The organism is Kribbella antiqua (assembly GCF_004345665.1).
Lineage (GTDB): Bacteria > Actinomycetota > Actinomycetes > Propionibacteriales > Kribbellaceae > Kribbella > Kribbella antiqua.
On record NZ_SLWR01000002.1, the window covers coordinates 365,556 to 389,756 of the forward strand.

A 24,201-nucleotide genomic window follows, 5' to 3' on the forward strand; every position below is an offset into this window, starting at 1 on the left:
ACGTATCTCGTTGCGGGGGGTGAAGTAGGCATGCCCGACGATGTAGTCACCGTCAGACTGCGCCTGGCGCAGCTCGTGGCCCAAGCTGAAACAGACGAAGAGTTCCGGCAGCGACTCGCTGACGATCCGGCGGCCGTCCTGGCCGAGAACGACATTCCCGATGGTGCGGTCGACGAGTATTCGCAGGCCATTCAGGGAGTGCGCTCGAGTGCCGAAAGCTTCGAGGCGGCGGACGACGACCCGACCAGCTGCATCCACACGGCCGGGTGCAACGACTTCACCTGCATCGCGACCATCTGCGGACCCACCTGCTTCGTGACGATCAAGATTGACGCACCTGACGCGTGAGGCAACCGACCGCTGGCTTCTGGACGCGGTAGCAAAGGCGGTCGGCGAGCGTACGAATCAGTGGCGGGTGACGCCGGCGGAAGACTCCCTGCACCCGTGGATCTTCGCGCTGCCCGCAGATACCGCGCTTCAGCAACAGGGCTGGAAGCTTCACGTCTCCAGTTATGTGTCGACGGCGGCGGAGACTCTTCGGCGCGTACTTCCTCCGCTCGTCGACGCGGGCGTCGCATTCAAGGTCGTCGGATCCGCGGCCTGGCTCGGCGGACTGAATCGAGGCTCTGCGGGGCTGTCGCAAGTCGGGAAGTTCATCACGGCCTATCCGCGCGACGACTCCTCCGCCGTGGATCTGGCGATCGCTCTGGATCAGGCCACCCGCGGCCTGCGCGGCCCGCGGATACCATCGGATCGTCCGGTGGCTGACGGCGGTGTCGTGTTCTACCGGTACGGCGGCTTCGGCGACCTGTGCATGCAGACCCGCCTCGGTGAAGTCGTACTCGCGGTAGTCGCCCCGGACGGCCGCCTGATCCCGGATCGACGCGGTACGGCGCCCACAGCGCCGTACTGGGTGAGCGACCCGTTTCAGGCCCGCGGCCTTGGCTCGACGTACTCGCTCGGGGCGACAGTCGCGGAACGCTATCGGCCGGTGTCGATACTGGCGCGGTCGCCGGACACCGTTGTCCAGTTGGGACTTGACCTGGTCACACCACGGGTGTGCGTCCTCAAACGCGCTCGGCGACGTCCCGCGGATCACGATGTCGCCGTCGAGGACGGGGGCATCCTGCTCCGTCGCGAGGTCGAGCTTCTGCAGCGCCTGACGGGCCAGGGAGTGACGGCGACCTTGTACGACGTGGTCGAGAGCGGCGATGAATTGATCCTCGTCACCGAGGACCTGGGCGGGGAGACTCTCGACCAGCACGTGCGCAAGCTGATGACCACGGGCTCGCTGCCGTCCACCGCGCGGGTCGTGGAGCTCGCCGTAGCGATTGCCGACGCCCTCGCCGCGATCCACGACCGCGGGCACATCCACGGCGATCTCAAGTCGGCGAATGTCGTGCTCGACTCCGACGGCCGGATCAAGCTCATCGACTTCGAGCTGGCCTATGCCATCGGTTCCGGCGAGCGACCCGCAGGCGCGGGGACGCGCGGCTACGTCTCGCCCGAATGCAGGGGCGGCGCGACCGCATCGGTCTCCGACGACATCTACGCGCTGGGAGCGGTCCTCTATCTGCTGATCACCGGCGCGGAACCGTCGCGCGCGCCGTACATCGAGAACCTGCTGGATCGACCACCCCTGCAGCTCAATCCGGAAGCCAGACGCCCGCTCATCGACGTGATGGCGCGATGTCTCAGCGCCGATCGCTACAGTTCCGCTCGCGACGTACGGCGGGCGTTGCTGGAGGCAACGGCCATGCCCGCCGACCCGCCAGGCGCGGTCACTGGGCGGCTGGTGGAGCCCGAGCGTGCCCTTGAACAGGCGCGCCGAGCAGGCGACCTCCTCTGTGCCGAGGCCGAAACCACCGACGCCGGACTGATCTGGCGCAGCAGGTACTTCGTCGGCAAGGGAATCGTCGGTCGTGACATCAACACCGGCATGGCGGGCACGATCCTCGCGCTGGCCGAGCTGGTCGACGAGTTCGGGGTGGAGACGCACCGGGACGTCCTTCGGGCCGGCGCGCGTACCCTTCAGGCCTTGCCGCCGATTCCGGGCGATCCGGCCTTCGGGCTCTATGTCGGAGACATGGGAGTCGTCGCGGCGCTTCTTCGCGCGGGCCAGGTCTTGCCGGACGACGAACTGGTCCGAGCCGCGGCCCACCGCGCGAGTCAGCACCCGGCCGCACAGCCCGATGACTCCCCCGACCTGTTCCACGGCATCGCCGGCCGCCTCTTGACCGAGCTCCTCCTCTGGGACGAAACTAGCGACGCCACGACCCTCGAGCGGGCCGTCGCGTACGGCGATGCACTCCTCGAGCGGCGCGAAGGCGGTCCCGGTGAGGCCTACTGGCGCATCCCACCCGGGTATGCCGACCTCAGCGGCAAGAGCTACCTCGGCTACGCCCACGGAGCCGCCGGCATCGCCGACGCCCTCCTCGATCTTGCGGAGGTTACGGGAGAGCAGAAGTACGCGCGTACGGCGACCATGGCGATGGCGTGGATCACTCGCCAGGCGGTGTCTTTTCACAGCGGACTCGCCTGGCCGGCGACCGAGGGACAGCGGCCATCCCCACCCTTCTGGTGTCACGGCGCGACCGGCATCGGTCGGCTGTTCCTACACGCTCTGCCCGAGACGGCTGAGAGCCTGCAAGCGATCTGCCGCTCCGTAGCTTCGGCGGCTAGATGGGCCGGGCCGACGCTGTGCCACGGGCTGGCCGGCAACGCCGAGTTCCTCCTGGACGCCGGCCGGGCCCTGGCCGATGACGAACTACTGGTGAAGGCCAACGAGCTGATGTCGCTCGTCGACGCGTATGGGGTCGACGCCGCGGAAGGCAGGGGGTGGATCTCCGAAGCGCCTCGGCAGATCAACCCGGACTACCTGGTTGGCTTCGCCGGCATACCGCTGGTCCTGTTAAGGCTGGCCAGGCCGGACCGCCGCTACCAACTCAGCCGTGCGGGCTTCAGGTACCGGTCGCGGCGGCCCTGACGAGTCAGCCTTGGGCTTGGTGGAAGATGAAGGTGCTTCCGCCGATGAGTTCTCCCTTGGTGGTCAGTTGCTGGATGACGTAGCGCGGTGCCGTCTCGGTCTGCTGGTCGGTGCCGGTTGCCAGCAGGAGGATCTGCTCCCGGCTGTTGGCTCTGATGGTCAGCGGCAGGTCGACGTATTCCGCCGTACGGCCGACGCGGTACTGGCGGGTCAGGTCGAACGTCTTGACCAGTTGATCCCAGGACTTCTCCGGACGCATCTCGTCCACGAGCCAGCGACTCTGCAACCGCTTCAGATCGGCGGCGGAGAACTTGGAGCTGGTCAGCCCGCGCACACCTTCGAGTTTCTGGACACGCTTGCTGAGCGCCTTGGAGAACAACATCGAAAGGCGTACGCCGGGATCGTCGAGCGAGGGCAGCCGCATCAGATGGCGCAGTTTCCGCGTGCTGGTCGCGTAGAAGTAGAACGGAATCGGGCGGAAGACACTCGGCAGCAGGTTGACGACGTGCAGGTTCTTGAGCCCGGCGCGTTTCTCGGCGGTGACCAGTTGGGCGATGTCGAACACCTTGGCCGCGGTGGGGATCGGGTCGGATGGGCTGTCGATGACCACCAGCATGCAGGTGTGGGTGTCCGCTCCGACCGGCGGCGTCCAGTTCCATTCGAGTACGGTCGGTCGCAGCGGCTCGAGCGTCGCGATCGTCTGGGGCGAACCGACGGCCGTCCAGTTGGCGTCGCCGGGACTGTTCGGCCAGGTGGTCCAGAAGTCGGCGGGCAGGTCGGGAAGTCCCGCTGATGCTCCCGCCACCATGATTTTCACGGTCACGTCGGCGGCGGCGACCGGTCCACGGTTGTGCACCTGCACGTAGACCCGGTTCTGGTTGCCGGCCTCGGGACTCTCGTGCACGAGTTTGGTCTCGAAGGTCAGGTAGTTCACCTCGGTGGGCTGCAACTGCCAGTTCGGTGGCGCGTCGGTCTTGATGTCGGCGCATTCCCACCAGTAGCACGCGTCGTCGAGGTCGACGTACCGCGTCGGATCCTTCCAGGCAGCGGTGGCGGTCCCGCTCGGAGCGCGGCCGCTGTCCATGACGTGGTCGCGCACGAACAGGTCGACCAGCGGCTGCGTGGTCAGATCGGTCCGGATCTCCCACAAGCCACGTCCATGCGTTGCCGCGCGCAACAGATTTCCACCCGTACGGCGGCGCAGGTCGTAGATGGCCGTGTTCGGCAACCCCTGCGAGTAGTTCACCCAGCTCGTCCCGCAGTTGGTCGTACGGAACACGCCGATGTCGGTGCCCACGAACCATTCGGTGGTGCTCGCCAGGCTCAGCGCGTACATCGGTACGTCGGGGAGGCCACCGCTGACCGCCGTCCAGGTCGCCGTACCCGAGGCGGGCACAGTGCCGCGCCAGACATGGTTGGCGAGGCCGAACCCGCTGAACGCGACCACGACGGTGTTGTCGTCGCCGGGAAGGCTGTGGACGTCCCAGATCCACTGAGCGGTGGGCAGCGGCGCGGCATGCAGTACGCGCGCCGTCCACGTCCCGCCGGACAGGTCGAGGCGATAGACCTGCCCACTGGTCGTCGCGCAGTAGATGAGCGAGTCGTTCGAGAACGACACCGCCGACACTCTCCCGATGATCCCGGGTAGCCCCACTCCGGAACCGGGCCAGCCGCCGTTGCCCATCGCGTCGTCGATGTTGATCACATTGGTTGCCCACGCCAACCGTTCCGAGTTCGGGCTGATCGCGGCCGGCGGATAGAACAGGCCGTTGCCGTTCAACCCGGTGGAGACCGGGACATAGGTTCCGAACTCACCGCCCGCCGTGCTCAGCCTGGGCGTGTTCGAGAAGAACGAGTGGGTCAGGTTGTTGCCGTTCACCTTGCTGATCACGCAGTAACCGCCGTCGCCGTCCGCGCTGTGATAGTGGACCGCGCTGTTGCGGTACTGCTGGGTGCCGTTGTCCTGCGTGCCGCACTGAACGAGCGCGTCCGACACCGGATGGTTGTCGATCGCCTCGTACTGCATGAGGCACAGGCCCTCGTTGGGCGTGTCGTCCCACGTCGTCCCGCCGTCGGAGCTGAGGAAGAACCCGCCGTCGTTGCCGCTGTAGATCCGCTGGTTCAGCGTTGGGTGGAAGCCGAACGTGTGGCTGTCGGGGTGGATGTCGCCCCCGATGTTGGCGACGCTCCAGGTGTTGGTGACCGTGTTGCGCTGGCACTTGTACAGCTCGACACCGCTGACGTAGACGACGTCGGGAGTGGTCGGATCGACGTTGACGTCGCTGGTGAATGCGCCGAACAGCTGGATGGTCGGGCTGTCGGTGCACAGCTGCCACGTCGTTCCTGCGGCCGAACTCGTTCGGTATACGCCCAGGAAGGTGTCGTCGTTCTTCGCGATCAGCGCGTACTTGTGGGCCGGGCTGCTGGCCGACTGCTTCAAGCTGATGCGGCTCGTGGATGACCCGGTCGGCAGACCGTTGGTCAGCTGCGTGAACGTGGGGTTGGCGGCTAGTGCGTTCGTACTGCGGTAGATGCCGCTACCGAAGAAGGCCGCGTACACAGTGTTTCCCGTGGCGTCACCAGTGTCGACCAGTACGTCGGTACACGCGATGACGGATGCCGAGATCGCCGGAAGACCGCCACCTGACAATGCTGTCCAGGTGACGCCGTCGAGCGTCCGGCACAGCCCACGACTCGTCGCTGCGAAGGCGTGGTTGGCGTCGGCGCGATCGACCGCGATCCGGTAGAAGCTGTGGTTGGCGAGCAGCGCCGTACCGTTGTTCACCCACGTCGTACCGCCGTCGCTGCTGCGCACGACGCCGATACCGAGGTAGACACCGGGGGCGGAGTTCAACGCGAAGGCTGTGCTGTAGAGCTGCACGTTGCCTTCGCCGGTGCCGGCGTAGAGAACCTGCGGGTTGTCGACGCCGATGGCCAGTGCGCCGATGGCGAGCGAGGGCTGGTCGTCGCCGAGGGCTGCCCAGGTTTGACCGCCGTCGTCCGTTCGCCACACGCCGCCGCGGCTGGTGCCGATGTAGATCGTGTCGCCGTTGGTGGGGTGTGGTGCGATCGCGGTCACGCGGCCGCTGATCAGCACGCGAGCGCCGCCGTACGTCTGTCCGTTCGGCACGGCCAGCGGGCCCAACGGGGTCCAGTTGGGCAGCGCCGCATTCACCGGCATGCCGAGCGGACCGGCGTCGACGGCCTCCGGTCCGACGGCGTCCCGCGCTTGCAGGGCTTGCAGCCTCAGCAGCGCGGGGTTCTCCTCCGGTGGCACGGCCGCCACGGCGGCAGCGCCCAACTCCTCGGACTCATCCACGTGCACCGCGGCGAAGTCGAGGGCGAAACGCCCCACCAGTTTCTTGGTGTCCTTCTTCGGCCGCCGGCGAGCGGCGGTTGCTTTCCTGGCTGCTGTCTTCTTCGTTGCGGGGCTCACGACCGTGGTCCCTTCTCAGCCGCGAGCCGACGTACGACGAAGTGCCTTCGCGACAAGAGCCCGCTCGTCAGCGCGACAACCCCCAGTACGGCGACGATCCCCCACTCCGCACTACCACTCCCCCCGTCAGGCTCGAGCCCGAGCTCCTCGATCCAACGCGGGAAGACGGCGGTAACCACCGCCGCCAATCCGAACAACCCAGCAAAGAATGCCTCGACTTTCCACCAGCCACTGCGAACCCGATTCATTTCTCCCCCTTGACGCGGCCGCGAAAAGGCCATCCCTCCCAAAGTGGCCCGCCCAACAGCACACGTCAACGGCTCGTCTGATCCAGCCGACCGCGAGATACGTCGTACCGTGAGACGGGCCTCGTGGTGGCGGGGATGGTGAAATACTGCGGCGGTGTCTTTACTCGAGTTGTCGCCCGACCAGTTGCTCACGACAACCAGGACCGTTCGGAAGCGGTTGGATCTCGAGCGGCCGGTTTCGCGGGAGTTGATTCGCGAGCTGATCGAGATCGCCGTACAGGCGCCGTCAGGAGGTAACGGGCAGACGTGGCACTGGCTGGTGATCACGGATCCGGAGAAGCGGGCCGTCATCGGTGAGTACTACCGGCGCTCGCTCCAGCAGTACTTCGCCGACCGCGACGCCATTGCAGGGACAAGCGCTGATGACGTGCAGGGGAGGGTGCGGAGCAGTTCGGCGTACCTCGGTGAGCACATGGGCGACGTGCCCGCTCTGGTCATCCCGTGCATCGAGGCCGCGAACCTGCCGGAGGGGAATCAGGCCGGGCTGTGGGGTTCGATCCTCCCAGCCGCCTGGAGCTACATGCTGGCCGCACGATCCCGCGGGTTGGGTACGGCGTGGACGACGTTGCACCTCAGATACGAGCGTGAGATCAGCGAACTACTCAAGCTCCCGGACAACCTCCGCCAGGCCGTCCTCATCCCCACCGCGTACTCGATCGGCACAAACTTCAAGCCGGCACCCCGCAAACCGCTCGACGACATCCTTCACTTCGACACCTGGTAATTGCCGATCAGTCTGTGCATCGACGTGTCAGCCGAAGAGGTCGAGGCCGTTGCCGATCACGACGGTGGCGAGGACCAGCAGGAGGACGACGGTGATCGTGTTCAGGTTGGTCAAGAGCCAGGTCTCGAGGATCTTCAGGCTCCGTGCGGACTTCTCCGGTCCGCTGATCGCGACCGCCAGCAGCGGCACGAGAACTGTCAGCGAGGCGGCGGAGACGAACACCGCCGCGGCACCGATCAATGGGGCGGGGCCGAGACCGGATCCTCCGATGTAGCTGCCGGCACTCAGGACGAGCGGAAGGTTCTTCAGGTTCGCGAGGGCAGCGGCGGCTCCAGTCACCACCAGGCCGGGTGCGGAGAGTGTCGCGATGCGATCGACGATTGCCGGCCGTGGCGGAGGTGCGCCAGGGGCCGGGCGCTTACGCCAGTACCGGACGGCAAGAGCTCCGAACAAGATGCCGACGGCCAACTGGAGCAGCGCGGTTCCGTCCCGCGCCGCCTCCTCGTGGTCGTCCGCGACCGCGTCGGTGAGCCAAGCGACGAGTCCGATGGCGATGGTCAGGGCGCCGAGCCACCCGCCGGCGAAGCAGAGTCCCGCTCGCACCGGCCGGCCGGACATCAGTACCAGCACGACGCAGACCATCGGGACCGGGCTCAAGGCAATCGCCATCGCCTGTGGAAGGACCGCACCAACGACGGGCCACATGGTCAGGGACTGTTCGGCGGCCGGGCCGGCGGGACTTGCATGACTTCGAGGATGTTGATCCCGAGCATGTCGAGGTGATTGAGAATGCCGGCCAGCGCCGCCTGGTCGGCGAGGTAGCCGTGCAGGACTGTCTGCGCGGGCTCTGGATCGGCGGTCAGCGAAGGGAACGCGTCGGTCAGATCGCGCGACAAGGCCCCCTGCACCCGGATGACGTAGTGGCCCATGGGACGCCCCTTTCGGCACGACTCTGCTGCCCCCGGCATCGGGAAGCATCACCCTTCCTGGGGGATGGTGACTTGGCTCCCGATCAGCAGGCTGGAAGCTGTGGCCGGGTCGACGCCAACCCACAGAGCAGCTCGGCGGAAGATCCCGAAGCCTTTGCTCCGGGTTGGCCGGCTCCTGCTCGTCGTCGTCGTGGGCTGGTTGCTCCTGCGGCTGCTTCGTGGTGTGGACTGGAGTGAGGTCGGCTACGCGCTCACTCACCTGAGCGTCTGGCAGATCGTGGTGCTGCTGGTCGCCATGCTGATCCGCCGCTCGGTCCTCGCCGCTCCGCTCGCTCTTCTCGTGGCCGGTCTGAGCTACCTGCGAGCGATGGTCAACGATGTCGCAGCAGCCGCCGTCGCCATGATCGCTCCATCCCCTGGTGATGTCGTCCTACGGCTCGCCATGTTGCGGTCCTGGGGCGTCGACACCACGGACGCGGCGTCCGGCTTGACCCTCAGCACGCTGATCTACTACGTGGCGCGGTTGGCTGCACCACTGCTGGGCTTCGCGATCTTCTGGGCTGCACGAGGTTTCTACGCCCCCTTTGCATGGTCCGCACTGCTCTTCGGTGCCGGTGCGGCGGCGCTGCTCGTCGGATTGCTGTACGCCGTACGCGCGGAGCGTACTGCGGCAACGATCGGCCGCCTCCTCGGACGATTGCTCCAGCGGGTGCGACCCGCGAGTCAGGGCCCGGCGAGCTGGGAGCAGAGACTGGTCTCGTTCCAGTCGCACAGTGCGGAGAGGATGCGGCGGCGTGGCTGGCTGGCCGTTCTCAGCCAGCTGTTGTTGGTGTTCGTGGAGGCCGGCGTCCTCGTCCTCTGCCTGGCTTTCGTCGGTGTGGAGCTGGACGGTCCCACGCTCGTCGTCATGGTCTGCAGTTTCATGGTCGTCTATCCGCTGACCGGTCTGCCGCTGATGGGCGCAGGGGTACTGGATGCGACCTATGCGGCCTTCGTATCGGACCACACCGCAGTCGAGGCGACGGATCTCGTGGCTGGGCTGCTCGTGTGGCGGGTCGCCGTACAACTGGTGCCGGTCATCGTCGGCCTGCTGACAGTTGTGTGGTGGCGACGGACAGCCGGGAGCGCGTCGGCATGAAGGGAATAGCGGCGCCCTTGGCCATGGTGATGTTCCTCTGCTTGGCCGATCCGGCCGACGCGGCTGGTCCTCCCGACGATGCCGCCGCGCAGACCTTGGCCATGCGCTACTCCCCTGTCGTCAGGTTGCAGGAGGACTCGTCGAATTGCGCGAACGGCGAGCAGTTCCAGCCCACCGACGTCGAAGCCGTCCTGGGCGATCAGCAGGTGGCGCTCCGCGGGCCCTGGCGACCGCCTGACCTGGTCAAGCCGCAGCCGGAAGGCAAGGACATCAGGCTCGGGTTCCCGGGCCATTTCCTGGACTTCCCCGGCGATCCGCTGCGCCCCGGCTGCACCTATGCCGAATGGTCGGCCCGCATCAACGCGGCGCACCCGGCAACCGTGTACGCCCATGTCGTCCGCGACCCCGCGTTCCCCGGCCAGATCTCGTTGGAGTACTGGTTCTTCTACGTCTTCAACGACTACAACAACACCCACGAAGGCGACTGGGAATCGATCCTGCTCGTCTTCGACGCGGCGACGCCGGCGGCGGCCCTGACCATGGATCCGACCGCCGTGGGATTCAGCCAGCACGGCGGAGCCGAGCGCGCACGATGGGGCGACCCCAAGCTCGAGATCGTCGACGGAACGCGTCCGGTCGTCTATCCGGCCGCGGGTTCGCACGCCAACAAGTACGGTCGGCGGCTCTACCTCGGTCGTGGTTCGGAGGGACTCGGCTGTGACGACACCACCAACCCAGGATCCGAACTCAGACCTCGCGTCGCCTACGTACCGATGACCCGCGCGGACTACGTGCAGCAGTACCCCTGGCTGGCTTTCGAGGGACGGTGGGGCGAGCGGCAGCGGTCCTTCTTCGACGGACCGACCGGGCCGAACATGAAGACCTCCTGGACCGCGCCGATCCAGGACGCCGAGGCGACCTGGCGCGACGACAGCAACACCGTGCCTGCCGGGACTTTGCTGGGCCCGAGCAGCACCAGCGCCTTCTGTGCGGCGGTCGCGACCGGATCGAATCTGGTCCGCGAGACCCTCGACCGGACCTGGCTGCTCGGCCTGCTGCTCGCCGCGCTCGTCGTACTGATCTGGTTCGCGGCCAGCCGGACGCGATGGGGTGGCGCGGATCCGCTACCGGCCCGGAGGCGGCGGGCCTGGGGCCAGGCGGTCGTTGCCGCGCTGCGGTTGTGCCGGCATCGACCGGGCCTGTTCGCAGGCTTCGCCACGGCCTTCGTCGTCCTGAGCCTGGTGACGGTCACGTTGGCCGATCTTCAGGCGGCCAGGCGGGACGCTCCCGTCGACCTCGGCGCTCCGACCGAGACCGCGACCGGGTTCTGGGCGTCTCTGCTTGCCCTGGCGGTTTCGCTCCTGACCATTTCGACGTACGTCGTCCTGCTGGCAGCCGTCACGACGACGCTCGACCAGCTGGACCGCGGCGCCCCAGTGACGGCCACGCTCGCCTTGCGCCAGGTGATGTCGAACTGGAGGCCGCTGACCCGGGCGGCCGTGCAGTACTTCGCTGTGATCGCAGCCCTCACGCTCTTCGTCGCCACCATCCCGTTGGCCGTCTACTACGCGGTCAGCCGTGCGTTCGCCGTACCTGTGGCCGCGGCGGAACACTGCCGAGGAAGTACGGCGCTGCGCCGCAGCCGCATGCTGGTCAGGGGCCGGTGGTGGCGAACCGCCGTACCGCTCGCAATCATCGTCGGGCTGGGCCTGATCGCCGGCCCGGTCGCCGGAATCACCTTGCTCCTCGGCACGGACCTTCCGGCCACCTTGATCAACGTCGTGTCGTCGCTGCTCTTCGCGCTGGCGATGCCGATCGCCTCAGCGGCCGTGGTGTACCTGTACTTCGACCGCGCAGTGTCTTTGCCGGGATCACCTGGATCGGGTGAGATGCCGGACGCCCGCCGAACCTATCCTCGGGATGGCGACGGGAGCGTCGAGCACGACCTGCCATCGGTGCGCTCCGACTCCTGAGCGGAGGAGGTCGAGATGGTCCAGATGCCGGCAGGCCTCACCCGCCAGCTGGCGGGTGCGATCGTGGCAGGTGCGATCCTCGGCGCGATCATCACCGCGCTGATCTTCGTCGTCGTACAGCGCGATGACGGCACAGCAGACGCTTCGCCGGCGGCCGGCCGGGCGGATCCGGGCACGGCGATGTGCGCCGCGATCCCGGTCGCGAACCAGGTCCTGCCATCGATCGTCAAGATTTCGGCGAGCCGCGGCGCCCAGGCCGGCACCGGGTCGGGGCAGATCGTCAGGGCGGGCGGCTACATCCTCACCAACGACCATGTCATCTCGGTCGCCGCGGGCGGCGGCAACGTGTCCGTCCAATACACCGACGGCCACAGCTCCGGCGCCGTCATCGTCGGCCGCGATCCCAGCACCGATCTGGCCGTGCTCAAGGCCTCCGACGCCGCGAAAGACTTTCCGGTGATCGGCCTCGGATCATCGGCCGCACTGCAGGTCGGTCAGCCGGTCGTCGCCCTCGGCGCTCCGCTCGGCCTGGCGAGCACGGTCACCTCCGGCATCGTCAGTGCTCTGGATCGGTACGTGCCGGTGCCAGGCGACGGCGTGACCCACCATCTGATCGGAGCCATCCAGACCGATGCGGCCATCAATCCCGGCAACAGCGGAGGCGCGTTGGTCGACTGCGCGGGTCGACTGGTCGGCGTCAACGCGGCGATCGCCACGGTTCCGAACGCCGCCGGCGTCAGCGGCGGCGGAAGTGTCGGCCTCGGCTTCGCGATCCCGGTCGACCTGGCGAAGCCCATCACCGACGACCTCATTCGAACCGGCCGGCCGGGGCATCCGACCACCGGCCTGCAGGTCCAGGAGATCTCTCCAACCGGACTCTTCGTACTCGCGGTCGACACCGCGGGACCGGCTGCCAAGGCCGGACTGAAGACCGGCGACATCATCACCAAGATCGGCAACGAACCGGCGGTCAGCAGCGAGCAGATCGTGGTTGCGACCCTGACCAAGAAGGTCGGCGACACCCTCGAGGTGACCTACGTACGAGCAGGTACGACAGCCACCACCACCCTCACCCTGGCGGCGCCTTAGCTGCTGGCGGGACCGGCTGCGAGGCGAGCAGGTCGAGGCCGAGGCGGCGGGCGAGGAACCGTGCGGCCAACTGACCTTTGACACTGTTGCCGGCCTCATCCAACCGCGGCCCGAAGGTGCCCAGCGCACCCTTGCCGGGTGAGACCGTCACGATGCCGCCGCCGATCCCGCTCTTGCCCGGCACCCCGACGTCGAGCAACCAGTCACCCGAGGTTTCGTACAGGCCGGCGATCGTCATCACCGCCAGCGTCACCCGGGCGATGTCCGGGTCGACCACCCGTTGCTGAGTCAACGGGCAGATCCCGCCGTCCGCCAGCGTCGCGCCCATCACCGCCAAATCCGTCGCCGCGACGCTCAGACAGCTCTGCCTGGTGTAGAGCCCGGTCGCCTCCTCGGGGTCACCGGCCAGACCGCCCACGCTCTTGAGGAGAGCGGCCAGCGCACGGTTGCGATGGTTCGTGTGCAGCGCCGACGCGAGTACGTCGTCATCCAGCCGGAGCTCACGTCCGGCGAATCGGGACAAACCGTCGACGATGAACTGCCAGCGATCTTCCAGCGAGCTGCCGGGTGTCAGGCTGGTCGTCGCGATCGCACCGGGATTCACCATCGGGTTGGTCCGTCCCGCCTGGGATCGTTCCACCGCCTGCACGGAGTTGAAGGCCAGTCCGGTCGCGTTCACGCCCACCAACGTGCGGACGGCATCGACTCCGACCGCCTGACAGGTCAGAGCGAACACGAACGGTTTCGCGACGCTCATGATCGTGAACGGGCGACGGGAGTCACCTGCCTCGAACAACCGGCCGTCGATCGCCGCAACGCAGATCCCGAAGCACTCCGGATCGACGCTCGCCAACGCGGGGTACACCTCCGACACGGCACCGTCGCCGATGTCGCGAAATCGCTCGTACGCCGCCTGAACCACGTCGGCCACGGCTGTCACCGAAGGCAGACCGCCGGTGGAGACGTACCTGTCTGTCATGTCAGAACGGCCAGACCAGTGGGACGATGACGATTGCCGTGAGCAACCACCAGGCCATCACGACGAGGCCGAGCTTCCAGTAGTCACCGAAGCGGTAGCCCGCCGGGCTCATGATCATCATGTTCGCCGGCGTGGAGATGGGCGTCAGCAGCGACGCCGCACCGGCAACGGCGATGAGCATCAGGACCGGCTTGACCGAGGTCCCGGTCCCCTGCGCCGCGGCCACCGCGATCGGCGCGACGATCAGGACCGTCGCGGTGTTGCTGACCATCTGCCCCAGGGCGGCGGTGAGCACGAAGAGTGCCAGCAGCAACAAATACGGCCGGCCCGGACCGACCGCATCGACGATCAGGTCGGCGATCTTGTCCGCGCCGCCGCTGGCCTGGATCGCGCCCGACAACGGGATCAACGCACCGATCAGTACGACGATCTGCCAGGAGATGGCGCGATAGGCCTGGCGCGGCCCGACCACCTTCGTCAGCACCATCGCCGTCGCCGCGAGCAGACCGGCCATTGCCGGCGGCACCGCACCGGTCGCGAGTAGCACGACCATCGCACCCAGGATGCCGACTGCGACCGATGCCTTCGGCCCCCACGGCACGGCTTGGCGCCGGACGAGCTCCGGAGAGTCCACCAGCAGGACGTCCCGATCCCTGGTGAGCTCGTCGAGGGCCGGCCACGGACCGTGCACGAGGATCGCGTCTCCCTCGGCCAACTGAGTGTGTCTGTTGCCCCGGTCCTTGCCCATCCGCTGGACGGCGATGATGACCAGCTCGCGTCCGCGGTGCATTCCCGGAAACACCGTCTCACCGACGAGTGACGACCTCGGCGGGATCACGACCTCGACCACACCGGCCTCACGGGTCATCAGGTTGTCGACCGGCGTCGGTGCCCTGCTGACCGCGAGCAACGAGTCGGCGGTCAGGCTGCTGACCTGCTCCGGCGGACCGGTCACCACCAGAACGTCACCGACATCGATCGCCGCGTCCTCCCGGGTCCGTCCCCGCCCGTCCTGGACACCGACGACTTCCACTCCCGGGTACGGCGTGAGGTCCAGCTCGCGGACCGCTTGTCCGAGCAAGGGCGAGAGTTCACGCACCCGCAGCCGGTAGAAGCCGTCCGTCAAGGCGTAGTGAACATCGAGCGTACGCGCGTGCACGGACAGATCGGCAGCCGGATGAGCCGGGCGGGCGGCGGGCAGCAGCCTGGGACCGAGGAGCACCGAGATGGCGATGGTGCCGATGACGAGCGGGACCCCGACCACAGCGAAGGAGAAGAACGGGAAGGCGCCCTCGCCGGCCTCACTGGCCGCGTCCGAGACGATGATGTTGACGGGCGTGCCGGTCAGCATCAGCAGGGAGCCGGCGCTGCCCGCGAAGGTCAGCGGCATCAGCATCCTCGACGGCGGTTGCCCGATGCGCATGGCCAGCATCACCACGAGTGGAAGCAGCGCCGCGACCGCTCCGTTCAGGGTGATCAGGGCCGACAGGACAGCACACAAGCCGGTGACGGCGATCAACAGCCGGGCCCGGGTGGTTCCGGCGTAACGGACGATCGTCTGGCCGGCCCAAGCGGTCACCCCGGTCGAATCGACGCCTTCGCTTACCACGAACAGCGTGGCGATGAAGATCACGACCGGGTCGCCGAAGCCCGCGAGTACGGCGGTGAAGCCCAGCACGCCGCTTGCCCACAGAGCCAGCGCGACAAGCACCGCGACGACATCGACGGGCAGCCTGTTCCACACGAACAGTACGACGGCCAGCCCGAGAATGATCAGGCTCAGCGTGCCGTCAGTCATGGCGGCCTAGCCGAGGTGGACCGGTGCGGACGGTCCCCACGGAATCCCGATCAGGTACCACGCGACGTAGAACAGGGTCCAGGCGACCAGGACGATGACGGTGTACGGCAGCATCATCGACACCACGGTGCCGATGCCCGCCTTCTTCCGGTACCGCTGGGAGACCAGCACGATGAACGGCAGGTAGACCATCAACGGGGTGATCACGTTGACCGGACCGTCGCCCACCCGGTACGCCGCGACGACGGTCTGCGGCGCGATGCCGAGCCGGTAGAACAGCGGCACGAAGATCGGCGCCAGGATCGCCCACTTCGGGATCACCCCGGGCATGATCAGGTCGATGACCACGACCAGCAGGATGAAGCCGATCAGCAGTGGCAGGGCACCGATGTCGGCCCGCTCCAGCAGGTCCGCCAGGCCGGTCGCCGCCAGCGTCGACATGTTGGTGTAGTTGAAGTAGGCAATGAACTGCGCGATCAGCAGCATCAGGAAGATCAGTCCGCCCAGCCCGTTGAACGTCTTCACGATCGCGTTGATGACATTCGTACTGCCGGTCAGGGACTTCGCACCCCGGCCGTATCCCAGCCCGGCGGCCAGGAACAGCATCGAGATGATGAACAGCAGACTGCTCATGAACGGCGACGACCCGAAGATCTCGCCGGTGTCGGGGTTGCGCAGCGGTGCGCCCGGGATGAAGGTCAGCGCCGACACGATGGCGACGGCGACCAGCAGGTAGTAGACCGACCACCGGAGCCCGCGGGACTCCAGCGCCGTCTCCTCCTCGCTCGGCTGGTGGTCGAGGGGCGCGTCGGCCGGCGCCTCCGAAGGGTCGTACTTGCCGAGCCTCGGCTCCAGGATGCGCTCGGTGATGACGGTCATCACGATTGCACAGAACAGCGTCGCCGCGATGCTGAAGTAGAAGTTGTGCGTGACGTTGAGGTGTACGTCGGGAGCGACCAGCGCAACCGTCTCGTTCGTGACCTCGGTGATGATGCCGTCGGCCGGGGTGATCAGGATGTTCACGAAAAAGGCCGCACTGACCCCGGCGTACGCCGCCGCGATACCGGCCAGCGGATGGCGGCCGAGCGACACGAAGGCCGCCGCGCCCAGCGGGATGAGGACCAGATAGCCGGCATCCGACGCCACGCTCGAGATGCCGCCGAGCAGGACGATGATGAAGGTGATCGCGCCCTTGGGCGCGACTTTCACCATCTTGCGGATGAGTGCCGCGATCAGGCCTGCTTCCTCCGCGACACCGACCCCGATCATGGCGACCAGGATGACGGCGACCACCCCGAAGTCGTTGAAGTTCTGGACGGCGGTGGTGAACATGAACCGGATTCCGTCGCCGTTCAGCAGGCTCTCGGCGGTGATCGTCTCCTGATGCACCTCGAAGTCGGGCACCGCCGGTGCCGGCGGTGCGTCGTTGCCGGGGACACTGCTGCCCTGGGGGTACTCGGGAGCGACCTCGACCGTCGCCGGTTCGGCGACCTCTGTCGTCACACTCGTACCTGCCCAGGACAGGATCTGGGAGGCGACGATCACGATGACGATGAGGCCCAGGAAGATCAGCGCCGGGTGCGGAACTTTGTTGCCGACTCGCTCGATCCCGTCGAGGACCCGTTGCATTCCGCCGGCCTTGGCGGGTTGGTCGCCAACCGCCTTGGCGTTCATGACGTGGCCGCGAACCGCAGGGCGAACTCGATCAGCAGCTTGGTGCCGAAGCCGGTCGCGCCCTTGTTCCGCCAGGTCCTCGGCGCCGGCAGCTGGGCGGTGCCCGCGATGTCGACGTGGGCCCAGGGCAAGCCGCCGACGAACTCCTCGAGGAACAGGGCGGCGGTGATGGATCCCGCATTGACGCCGCCCATGTTGGTGAGGTCGGCGATCGACGAGTCGAGCTGGGACCGGTAGGACCGGTGCAGCGGAAGCTCCCAGACAGGCTCGTCGACGACCTCACCCGCGCGCTTCAGCTGCTCCACCACAGCCTGGCTGTTCCCCATCACGCCGGCGATCTCGACGCCGAACGTCCGCAGGCAGGCACCGGTCAGCGTCGCGATGTCGACGATCGCATCGACGGGCTCCTCGGTCGCCAGCGCCAGCCCGTCGGCCATGACGAGGCGCCCTTCCGCATCGGTGTTCAGCACCTCGACCGTCGTACCGTTGCGCATTCTCAGTACGTCGCCGAGCTTCATGGCCGAGCCGGACGGCATGTTGTCGGTGCACATCAGATATCCGGTGACGGCCGTCGTACAGCCGAGGTCCTTCAGCGCTGTCATCGAGGCGAGCACCGCGGCGGCGCCGGTCATGTCGTTCTTCATCTGCGCATGCGACTCGTCGCTCGGCTTCAGGCTGATACCGCCGGAGTCGTACATGACGCCCTTGCCGATCAGGGCGATCCGGCCGGTCGGGTCCGCCGGCTCATAACGCAGCCGGATCATCCTGGGCGGCTCCACACTTCCCCGGTTGACGCCGAGCAGTCCGCCGCAGCCCAGCTCGATCAGCTCGTCCTTGCCGAAGACCTCGACCTCCAGGCCGGCCGCCGTACCGACGTCGACCGCGACCTCGGCCATCCGGACAGCAGACAGCGTGGTCGCCGGGCAGTTGGCCAGATCGCGGCCCAGAGAGCACGCCGCGGCGACGATCCGGCCGCGTTCGACGCCGAGTCCGGCAGCTTCGGCGTCCTCGTCGGATGCCACGACCAGAAGGGATTCGAGCGTAGGCCGGTCGGCATCGCGCCCGACGAAGTACCGCCAGCGAGCCAGCAGCACCCCTTCGGTCACGGCCTGGGCGAAGTCGCTCACGGAGACGCCGGCATCCTGGCTCGGGACCTCTACCGCGAGACGCCGGTGCCACGGCACCGCGCGGGCGAACTCCGCCGCCAGATCACGCACAAGCGTCACGTCGGTCTCGCCCGGGGCGCCGGTCCCGATCGCGACCCGCACCGGCCCGTCGGATCGTGGCTGTACGAGCGTCTGCCCACGGCGACCGGTGAAGCCGGCGGACGCCAAGGCAGCCGCGCCGATGCCGAGCTCGTCCGGCGGTTCCGCCTCGGCGGCAACCGGCACGGCCAGCGCATCCGCCTCGTCCTCGGCCTGCTTCAGCGATGCGACACCGACGTGAACCCGCTGCCGGGTCGAAGGAATCGCGTCGAAGTCTGTGGTCGTGTTCACGAAAGCTCCTTCGGCCGGAGCGCACGGGATTCAGCTCTGGAGAGCCTGGACGAGCTCGTCCTCGCGCTCCTTCGTCAGGTTGGTCTGGATGACCGTCGGCCCGAACGGCTTGAGGGCGTCGACCACGCGGTCGACCGTGGCCGACCGGGCGAGCAGGAACACCGCCGCCTTGCCGTCCTGCAGCTGCTGCCCGACCTCTTTGATCAGGTCGTCGTTGATGCCGACGTCGGTGAGCTTGCCGGCGATCGCGCCCGAGGCCGCACCGACGGCCAGGCCGGCGATCGGATTCATGAAGATCAGGCCGATCACCGTGCCCCACAGCGCGCCGCTCGCGGCAGCCGGCCCGGTCAGGCTCATCGTCTGCTGGATGCGGAGCTTGCCCTTGTCGTCCCGGTAGGCGTACGCCGCGTCCTCACGCTGCAACAGCTGCTGTTTCGCCAGCTCTTCGGTCAGCTGGATGACGCGCTCGGCGTCCTCGCGACTGTCCAGACCGAGCACCACCAAATGGGTCATGTCGGATTCCTCCAGGTTTGTCCTCCGATCAGGGTGAGGCGCAGACCGATTCCCTGGATCACCTGTTGCGGGTGAGCTACAGCAGGCCGACGGAACGGGCGACTCGGAGGGCGGCGGAACGCTTCTCGACGCCGAGCTTGCGGTACAGCGAGATCAGGTGCGTCTTGACCGTGTTCTCGGTGATGAACAGTGCCTGGGCGATCTCGGCGTACGAGCTGCCGAGCGCGAGCTGGTCGAGCACATCCGCCTCGCGCGCGGTCAGCCGGATCCGGGCTCCGCTGACGACAGCGTCGAGACGACGCGGCGGCCGGGTGTGCGCGTCCGGCCGGGTCCGGGCCAGCAGCGTCATCCCGCCGGCCTCGCCCCAGGCCGCCTGGTAGCCGGCCAGCTTCTCCAGTGCGACCGCGGCGAACGGATGGGGGTTCGGGCCGTTGACATGCCTGCGCAACAGCTCCAGGAAGGCAGGTTCGCGGCCGGCCGGGATGAGCGCGTGCAGCATGCGCTGCGGCGTGACGCGGTTCAGCGTGTCCACCAAGGCAGCTTCCGCGGCCGGCTCGTCTCCGGCCCGTCCCAGCAGGACGGTTCGGAACGAGGCCGCCGCAACGCCCAGCGGTGAATAGACGTCCGGTCGGTCGAGCACGCCGTCGATCAGCTTCAGGGTGGTCTGAGTGTCCCCGTGGACGATCGACGTCATCGCCCGGATCAGCTCGGCCTCAACTGTGTTGCCGGTCTGCTCGAGCACCTTCACCTGGGTCCCGGCGCCGGACTGGTCCCCGACCAGGATCGCCAGCCGGAACCGCAGCAAGGCCAGGTCCCGGGACAGGTACGACGGCATCGGACCGGCCGAGGCAGGATCGGTGGTGAGCTCGGTCAGTGCCTCGTCCAGACGCCCCACCTCGATCAGGAGGACGGATCGCAACATCGCACGCAGAGCTGCGACCACCGTGTCCGAGCCGGCGACGTCGGTCGCCGCGACGAGCTGGTGGTAGTGCCATGCGGTGTCCAGGTCGAGCTCACTCAGTGCCGCGAACCCCAGCACCACCTGGGCGCGGACGGCATACTCCTGCGGAAGTCCCCGGTCTCCCCCGGCGTCGAGAGCAGCCCGCGCCGATCGGGCTGCGTTCTGGACCTGGCCTCGTACATAGTGCACGACTGCCCGGTGTGCGAGTCCACCGGCGACGAGCCGGTGATGGCCCGCCACCCGCGCCGTGACAAGAGCCTCGTCCAGATGACCGAGCGCCGCGTCCAGTTCACCGGCCCAGGTCTCCGCAGCCGCGAGTTCGATCATCAACCAGGCCAGCCGCTCAGGTCCGAGCACGGCGCGAGGCCGCCCGTAGCCGTCCGTCGGTGCGAGTGCAAGCAAAGACCGTGCCCGCCCGATCGCCGCGTGTACGTCGTACCAGCCGTAGCGGGACTCCCAGAGGCGCAGCAGTACGGCGTCCGCGGTCAGCGCGTCGTCGTCGGGCGTCACCGGATCGGCCTCGGTTGCCTGGTCGTCGGCCGAAGCCGCGTCAAGAACCGCGCCGGCGACGTCCCCGGTGATTCGCCGCCACAGGCCGCGGACGCCGATCAGGTGCGGGTGCTGGTCGACGTAACCGGCCGGGAGTGCCTCGAAGGCGGCCGCGACGAGACCGGACTCACCGGCGGCCAGGATGGCCGGCCCGTGGCCGAGCAGGATTCGTTCGATCACGGCCGCGTCATCGGCCCCCAGGGCGCTGCGCAGCGCGGCCTCGCTGTCACCGCGGTTCTCGTAGTACAGGGCTGAGCGATGCTGCGCGGCGACGACCAGGCGCCGGTCCTCGTCGCTGACCGCGACCCGTCGCCGCAGCAGCTCCACGAGCAGGGGGTGGTATCGATAGAGCGGGTCACCGCCGGGGTCATCGGCGTACGCCGTCACCAGGAGCCCGTTGCCGGCCAGATCCGCGAGGATCGAGCCGGCCTCGGCGTCATCGCTCAGCATGGTGGCCAGGTGGCCGGTCAACGACGTGGCGCCGAAGGTGCTGAGCAGCATCGCCTGGACCCGCTCGTCGAGCGTACTCAACGTTTCACCGAGGAGGAGGTCCAGCACCGGCTGCTGATTGCTCAGGGGCCACACGGCATCACCGGATGCCTGCAGCGTCCGGGCGGCGAGGACCAGCGCGGCGGCCCAGCCGGCCGTCTTCTCCTGGAACAGCGTGATGTCGTCCGCCGTGGCGTGCTGGGCATGCGCCTGCACGAGTGCCGTGGCTTCCGCATCGTTGAACCGCAGATCCCGCGAGCGCAAGGTCAACGCCAGTCCCCTGAGCTCCAGCTCGGACACCGGCAGCGGGAGGTCGTACCGGGTGGCGAGTAGGAGCCGGACCGCCTGAGGCGACTGCTGCAGGACACGCGAGACCTGGGCAACGGTCGAGGCCGGGAGCAGATGAGCGTCATCGACGACGATCGGATCCGGCACCGTCCGTTCGTCGACGCCGTCCACCCGCTCGAGCACCCCGCCGAGCGAGCTGGGTGTCTGGCCAGGCACCCAGATCACCGGCTGCCCGGACCTCCGCCGACGCGCCACCCAGTCCGACAGCAGCACCGTCTTGCCGGTGCCGGCCGGCGCCACCACCATGGTCAGCGATGACCGAACGCCGAGGTCGAGAGCAGAATGGAGCCGCTCACGGGTCACCAGCGTGAGCGGCGGCCGCGGGATCCTCCCGCTGGCCGGACGCCGCAGTTCCTCGTGTGCTCCCTCTGGCGTCGGGGTGGTCACACCGTCGTCCCTCCCCTGGCCGACGCGTTTCTCCCAAATTTAAACGAGACTAACGCGTCCAGGACGGCAGCGGCAGGGTCACTCGCCTGCTTCAATCCTTCGTATGCGAGGGCTTGTGTGCGACCCGGGGCACCTTCGCACCGATCCATACCGCGACGGCGACCAGCGAGCCGATCCCGATCAGCCATCCCCAGAGGCCTTCGGAAACAGGCCCGAGCCGGCCGAGTCCGAAGCCACCCGGATCGTGCTGTTGCTGCAGGCTGACGATGTAGGCGATGACGGCACGCTTGTCCTCGGGCAGCAGCACAGCGTCCGAGAAGACGGGCATCTGCTGTGGGCCGGTGAGCATCGCCTGATACATGTTCCGCGGCGTCGTCCCCATCAGCGACGGCGCATAGCGACCGTTCGGTAGCGCACCACCTCGACCGGAGAAGTTGTGGCACGCGGTGCAGTTCGTCCGGAACAGTTCGCCCCCGCGAACGATCTCCTGCTGCGTCGCCTGACTGACGTCGTACGCCTGCTCCGCAGGTACCGCGGGTCCCGGCGCAAGGGATGCGATGTACGCCGCCAACGCGGCGATCTCCTGCTCCGAGTACACCGGAGGCTTCGGCGGCAGCTGGGCACCGGTCTGCGCGGCCGGCATCCGGCCTGTGCTGACCTGGAAGTCGACCGCGGCCGCGCCGACGCCGATGAGAGACGGTCCGGTCACCCGTCCTTCGCCGTTGGTCCCACCTTCGGCCTGCAGACCGTGGCAGCTGGAGCAGCCGACAGCGAACAGCCGCCTGCCTTCCTCGATCTGCTGCGACTGCGGTCCGTCCGCACCCACTGCGCCGCCCGGTAGCAGTACGGCGTACGCCAGACCGACCGTCAGCAGCGCCGCACCGATCACAAGCGCCTTGGCGGCCCTCCCCCGACGCAACGGCCGTGCATCGCGCATCTCCGCACCTCCCAGCCGGCTGGTGCGGGACAAGCTGGCACGACTACCTGGCGGTTGGGATCCCCCGGTTCGGGCGAGACCGGTTGGCTCAGCGTGCGTCGCGCTTCGCCTGGCGGCGTGCTCCAGCGGCCCGGGACGACGCGTCCTTCTTCAATCCGCCGGTGGTCTTCGTCGCCCGAGCCGCCCTGGTGCTCGCTTCCGGTTTCGTGCCGGCTTCCGGTTTCGGCGCATCGATGGGCCGCGATGGAGCACCGAGCTTCGCCGACCTCGCCGCTTCGATCCGCTCGGTGCGAAGCGCCATCGACGCGCGGTTCGCCGCCACGGCGACTTCCCGGCTCACCCTCGCCAGCGCCGACTCGAACAGCTCCGCCTTGTCGCGATCCCGCTGGTTCTTGGCGTAGGACATCCCCCGGCCACCCGCGGGTTCGACGGCGGCGCTCGCTGCCCGCCGGTAGTTCTTCACGTACTTGGTCCGAGCCCGCCGGATTCGCTGGTGCAGGTCGAGAAGCTCGTCTTCGTCCAGGCCCTTCAGCACGTCCCGTTCGGTCTCAGCCACCAGCACGCGCTCGGGATCCGTCAACGAGTTCAGCAAGCCTTGGTTCATCGCACTCTCCTGCCGCCAAACGCAGCCTACGTCTGCGCCCGAGGCCCGTCGAGACCCACGGTCAGTCCGTGAAGGCGTTGCGCATGGAGACCAGGTTGATGCCTTCGTTCTCGATTGTTTTGCGGATTTCGGGGTCGGTGACGATGGCTTGGTCGGAGAGGCGGTATTCCTCGGCCCAGCGGTAGGTCTCGGTGCCGGGGGCGGTCAGCGCGGCGAGTTCGGGCTCCGCGACGGCGCAGTGGGTGACCAGCAGATGCACGCCTGGCGTCAGGCCGGCGAGGTAGGCGAGCATCCAGGGCTTCTTGGTTGCCGCGTCCCGGTCGCTCAGGATCTCGATCGAGGCGAACCGCCGCGACTCCACCGGCCCGTAGATGTACGGCTTGCCGGCGGCGCTCGCGATCTCGTCGTACGCATCCGGCGCACTCTCGCCCATGTGGACGTCGAGGTAATGAATGTCGAGTCCCTCTGCGGCGAACTTAGCCACCTGGGCGGACAGTTCGCGTACGGCGTCCTGACGGGTGATCGAAGCCCGGGCCTCGGCCACCGTCCGGAAGAACGTTCCGTCTGCACCCACGAGCGAGGGTCCATCAGTCAGCGGCCGCCACCGCAGATAGTCCCATTCGCAGGTCAGCGTCTGATGGACGCCGAGCGGAATCCCCGACGAGCGCGCGAGCGCCGCGGCCTCGGTGAACCACGGACACGCTGCCATGGTGGAAGCCTGCGTCAGGATCCCCTCCTGGTACGCGCGCAGTGTGCCGACGTTGACGGCATGACACATGCCGAAGTCGTCACCTTGAACGATCAGACGAATGTCACCAGCCACGTGCACTCCCGTGATCAGCAAAGGAACGGAAGCCGACCGTACCTCACCTCGATGACGAGA

General features: G+C 67.8%; 19 protein-coding genes. 6 read left to right on the plus strand and 13 right to left on the minus strand.

Features of this window, described 5'->3' with window-relative positions:
• The first annotated feature begins 30 nt into the window (after nucleotides 1-30).
• On the plus strand, nucleotides 31-348 hold the full coding sequence (locus EV646_RS07695) for a hypothetical protein (protein ID WP_132145459.1): 318 nt from the start codon (nucleotides 31-33) through the stop codon (nucleotides 346-348).
• Complete coding sequence (locus EV646_RS07700) at nucleotides 329-2,986, plus strand: class III lanthionine synthetase LanKC N-terminal domain-containing protein (protein WP_132145460.1); 2,658 nt, start codon at nucleotides 329-331, stop codon at nucleotides 2,984-2,986. Before EV646_RS07695 ends, EV646_RS07700 begins: the two co-directional genes overlap by 20 nt.
• A 4-nt stretch (nucleotides 2,987-2,990) precedes the next feature.
• Here EV646_RS07700 and EV646_RS07705 read toward each other — a convergent pair whose 3' ends face one another.
• Together EV646_RS07705 and EV646_RS07710 are read right to left on the minus strand one after the other, a co-directional pair.
• A complete protein-coding gene (locus EV646_RS07705) occupies nucleotides 2,991-6,422 on the minus strand; it encodes a hypothetical protein (RefSeq protein WP_132145462.1) in 3,432 nt (1,143 codons plus the stop codon).
• Nucleotides 6,419-6,670 carry an ABC transporter permease gene (locus EV646_RS07710; RefSeq protein ID WP_132145464.1) on the minus strand — a complete coding sequence of 84 codons (252 nt, stop codon included), beginning with the start codon at nucleotides 6,668-6,670 and terminating at the stop codon, nucleotides 6,419-6,421. Before EV646_RS07710 ends, EV646_RS07705 begins: the two co-directional genes overlap by 4 nt.
• Nucleotides 6,671-6,824: 154 nt before the next feature.
• Between EV646_RS07710 and EV646_RS07715 the strand changes: the two genes are divergently transcribed.
• Nucleotides 6,825-7,454, plus strand: a complete 630-nt coding sequence (locus EV646_RS07715) for a nitroreductase family protein (protein WP_132145466.1) — start codon at nucleotides 6,825-6,827, stop codon at nucleotides 7,452-7,454.
• Between the two features lie 27 nt (nucleotides 7,455-7,481).
• Here EV646_RS07715 and EV646_RS07720 read toward each other — a convergent pair whose 3' ends face one another.
• Both EV646_RS07720 and EV646_RS38795 read right to left on the minus strand, forming a co-directional pair.
• Nucleotides 7,482-8,159: a GAP family protein gene (locus tag EV646_RS07720; protein ID WP_158290916.1), complete on the minus strand. Its 678-nt coding sequence runs from the start codon at nucleotides 8,157-8,159 to the stop codon at nucleotides 7,482-7,484.
• A 2-nt stretch (nucleotides 8,160-8,161) separates the two neighbouring features.
• Nucleotides 8,162-8,383 (minus strand): hypothetical protein, encoded by a 222-nt coding sequence (locus EV646_RS38795; protein WP_158290917.1) that lies wholly within the window; start codon nucleotides 8,381-8,383, stop codon nucleotides 8,162-8,164.
• Between the two features lie 64 nt (nucleotides 8,384-8,447).
• Here EV646_RS38795 and EV646_RS07725 point away from each other — a divergent pair, with 64 nt between their 5' ends.
• The 3 genes from EV646_RS07725 to EV646_RS07735 are packed head-to-tail and all read left to right on the plus strand — an operon-like array spanning nucleotide 8,448 to nucleotide 12,583.
• Nucleotides 8,448-9,521 carry a lysylphosphatidylglycerol synthase domain-containing protein gene (locus EV646_RS07725; RefSeq protein WP_158290918.1) on the plus strand — a complete coding sequence of 358 codons (1,074 nt, stop codon included), beginning with the start codon at nucleotides 8,448-8,450 and terminating at the stop codon, nucleotides 9,519-9,521.
• Nucleotides 9,488-11,494: a hypothetical protein gene (locus tag EV646_RS07730; RefSeq protein ID WP_132145472.1), complete on the plus strand. Its 2,007-nt coding sequence runs from the start codon at nucleotides 9,488-9,490 to the stop codon at nucleotides 11,492-11,494. The genes EV646_RS07725 and EV646_RS07730 overlap by 34 nt, the downstream gene beginning before the upstream one ends.
• Before the next feature lie 15 nt (nucleotides 11,495-11,509).
• Entirely contained in the window at nucleotides 11,510-12,583 is a 1,074-nt protein-coding gene (locus tag EV646_RS07735; RefSeq protein WP_132145474.1) for a S1C family serine protease, read from the plus strand.
• Here EV646_RS07735 and glsA read toward each other — a convergent pair.
• The 9 genes from glsA to EV646_RS07780 all read right to left on the minus strand — a co-directional run bounded on the left by glsA (nucleotide 12,564) and on the right by EV646_RS07780 (nucleotide 24,141).
• Complete coding sequence (glsA, locus tag EV646_RS07740; protein ID WP_132145476.1) at nucleotides 12,564-13,562, minus strand: glutaminase A; 999 nt, start codon at nucleotides 13,560-13,562, stop codon at nucleotides 12,564-12,566. The genes EV646_RS07735 and glsA overlap by 20 nt on opposite strands.
• A gap of 1 nt (nucleotide 13,563) precedes the next feature.
• Entirely contained in the window at nucleotides 13,564-15,360 is a 1,797-nt protein-coding gene (locus EV646_RS07745) for an SLC13 family permease (protein WP_132145478.1), read from the minus strand.
• 6 nt (nucleotides 15,361-15,366) lie between these two features.
• Nucleotides 15,367-17,034 (minus strand): AbgT family transporter, encoded by a 1,668-nt coding sequence (locus tag EV646_RS07750; protein ID WP_132145480.1) that lies wholly within the window; start codon nucleotides 17,032-17,034, stop codon nucleotides 15,367-15,369.
• A complete protein-coding gene (locus EV646_RS07755) occupies nucleotides 17,031-18,530 on the minus strand; it encodes a leucyl aminopeptidase family protein (protein ID WP_199236859.1) in 1,500 nt (499 codons plus the stop codon). Before EV646_RS07755 ends, EV646_RS07750 begins: the two co-directional genes overlap by 4 nt.
• A 30-nt stretch (nucleotides 18,531-18,560) precedes the next feature.
• Nucleotides 18,561-19,043, minus strand: coding sequence for a DUF1269 domain-containing protein (locus tag EV646_RS07760; RefSeq protein ID WP_132145482.1), 483 nt, complete (start codon nucleotides 19,041-19,043; stop codon nucleotides 18,561-18,563).
• Between the two features lie 76 nt (nucleotides 19,044-19,119).
• Nucleotides 19,120-21,777, minus strand: coding sequence for a LuxR C-terminal-related transcriptional regulator (locus tag EV646_RS39690; RefSeq protein WP_132145484.1), 2,658 nt, complete (start codon nucleotides 21,775-21,777; stop codon nucleotides 19,120-19,122).
• 91 nt (nucleotides 21,778-21,868) lie between these two features.
• The gene (qcrC, locus tag EV646_RS07770) at nucleotides 21,869-22,714 is read right to left on the minus strand and encodes a cytochrome bc1 complex diheme cytochrome c subunit (protein WP_132145486.1); all 846 of its coding nucleotides are present in this window, start codon (nucleotides 22,712-22,714) and stop codon (nucleotides 21,869-21,871) included.
• Nucleotides 22,715-22,802: 88 nt separating this feature from the next.
• Nucleotides 22,803-23,318, minus strand: a complete 516-nt coding sequence (locus tag EV646_RS07775) for a hypothetical protein (protein WP_132145488.1) — start codon at nucleotides 23,316-23,318, stop codon at nucleotides 22,803-22,805.
• Nucleotides 23,319-23,379: 61 nt separating this feature from the next.
• Nucleotides 23,380-24,141, minus strand: a complete 762-nt coding sequence (locus EV646_RS07780) for a carbohydrate deacetylase (protein ID WP_132145490.1) — start codon at nucleotides 24,139-24,141, stop codon at nucleotides 23,380-23,382.
• Nucleotides 24,142-24,201 lie beyond the last annotated feature (60 nt).

Excerpts from the sequence above, each read along its gene's own strand:
- qcrC (WP_132145486.1), bottom strand. The coding sequence starts at position 22,714 with ATGCGCGATGCACGGCCGTTGCGTCGGGGGAGGGCCGCCAAGGCGCTT.
- EV646_RS07735 (WP_132145474.1), top strand. The coding sequence starts at position 11,510 with ATGGTCCAGATGCCGGCAGGCCTCACCCGCCAGCTGGCGGGTGCGATC.
- EV646_RS07725 (WP_158290918.1), top strand. The coding sequence starts at position 8,448 with ATGGTGACTTGGCTCCCGATCAGCAGGCTGGAAGCTGTGGCCGGGTCG.
- EV646_RS07720 (WP_158290916.1), bottom strand. The coding sequence starts at position 8,159 with ATGTGGCCCGTCGTTGGTGCGGTCCTTCCACAGGCGATGGCGATTGCC.
- EV646_RS07710 (WP_132145464.1), bottom strand. The coding sequence starts at position 6,670 with ATGAATCGGGTTCGCAGTGGCTGGTGGAAAGTCGAGGCATTCTTTGCT.
- EV646_RS07745 (WP_132145478.1), bottom strand. The coding sequence starts at position 15,360 with ATGACTGACGGCACGCTGAGCCTGATCATTCTCGGGCTGGCCGTCGTA.
- EV646_RS07760 (WP_132145482.1), bottom strand. The coding sequence starts at position 19,043 with ATGACCCATTTGGTGGTGCTCGGTCTGGACAGTCGCGAGGACGCCGAG.
- EV646_RS07750 (WP_132145480.1), bottom strand. The coding sequence starts at position 17,034 with ATGAACGCCAAGGCGGTTGGCGACCAACCCGCCAAGGCCGGCGGAATG.
- EV646_RS38795 (WP_158290917.1), bottom strand. The coding sequence starts at position 8,383 with ATGGGCCACTACGTCATCCGGGTGCAGGGGGCCTTGTCGCGCGATCTG.
- glsA (WP_132145476.1), bottom strand. The coding sequence starts at position 13,562 with ATGACAGACAGGTACGTCTCCACCGGCGGTCTGCCTTCGGTGACAGCC.
- EV646_RS07695 (WP_132145459.1), top strand. The coding sequence starts at position 31 with ATGCCCGACGATGTAGTCACCGTCAGACTGCGCCTGGCGCAGCTCGTG.
- EV646_RS07775 (WP_132145488.1), bottom strand. The coding sequence starts at position 23,318 with ATGAACCAAGGCTTGCTGAACTCGTTGACGGATCCCGAGCGCGTGCTG.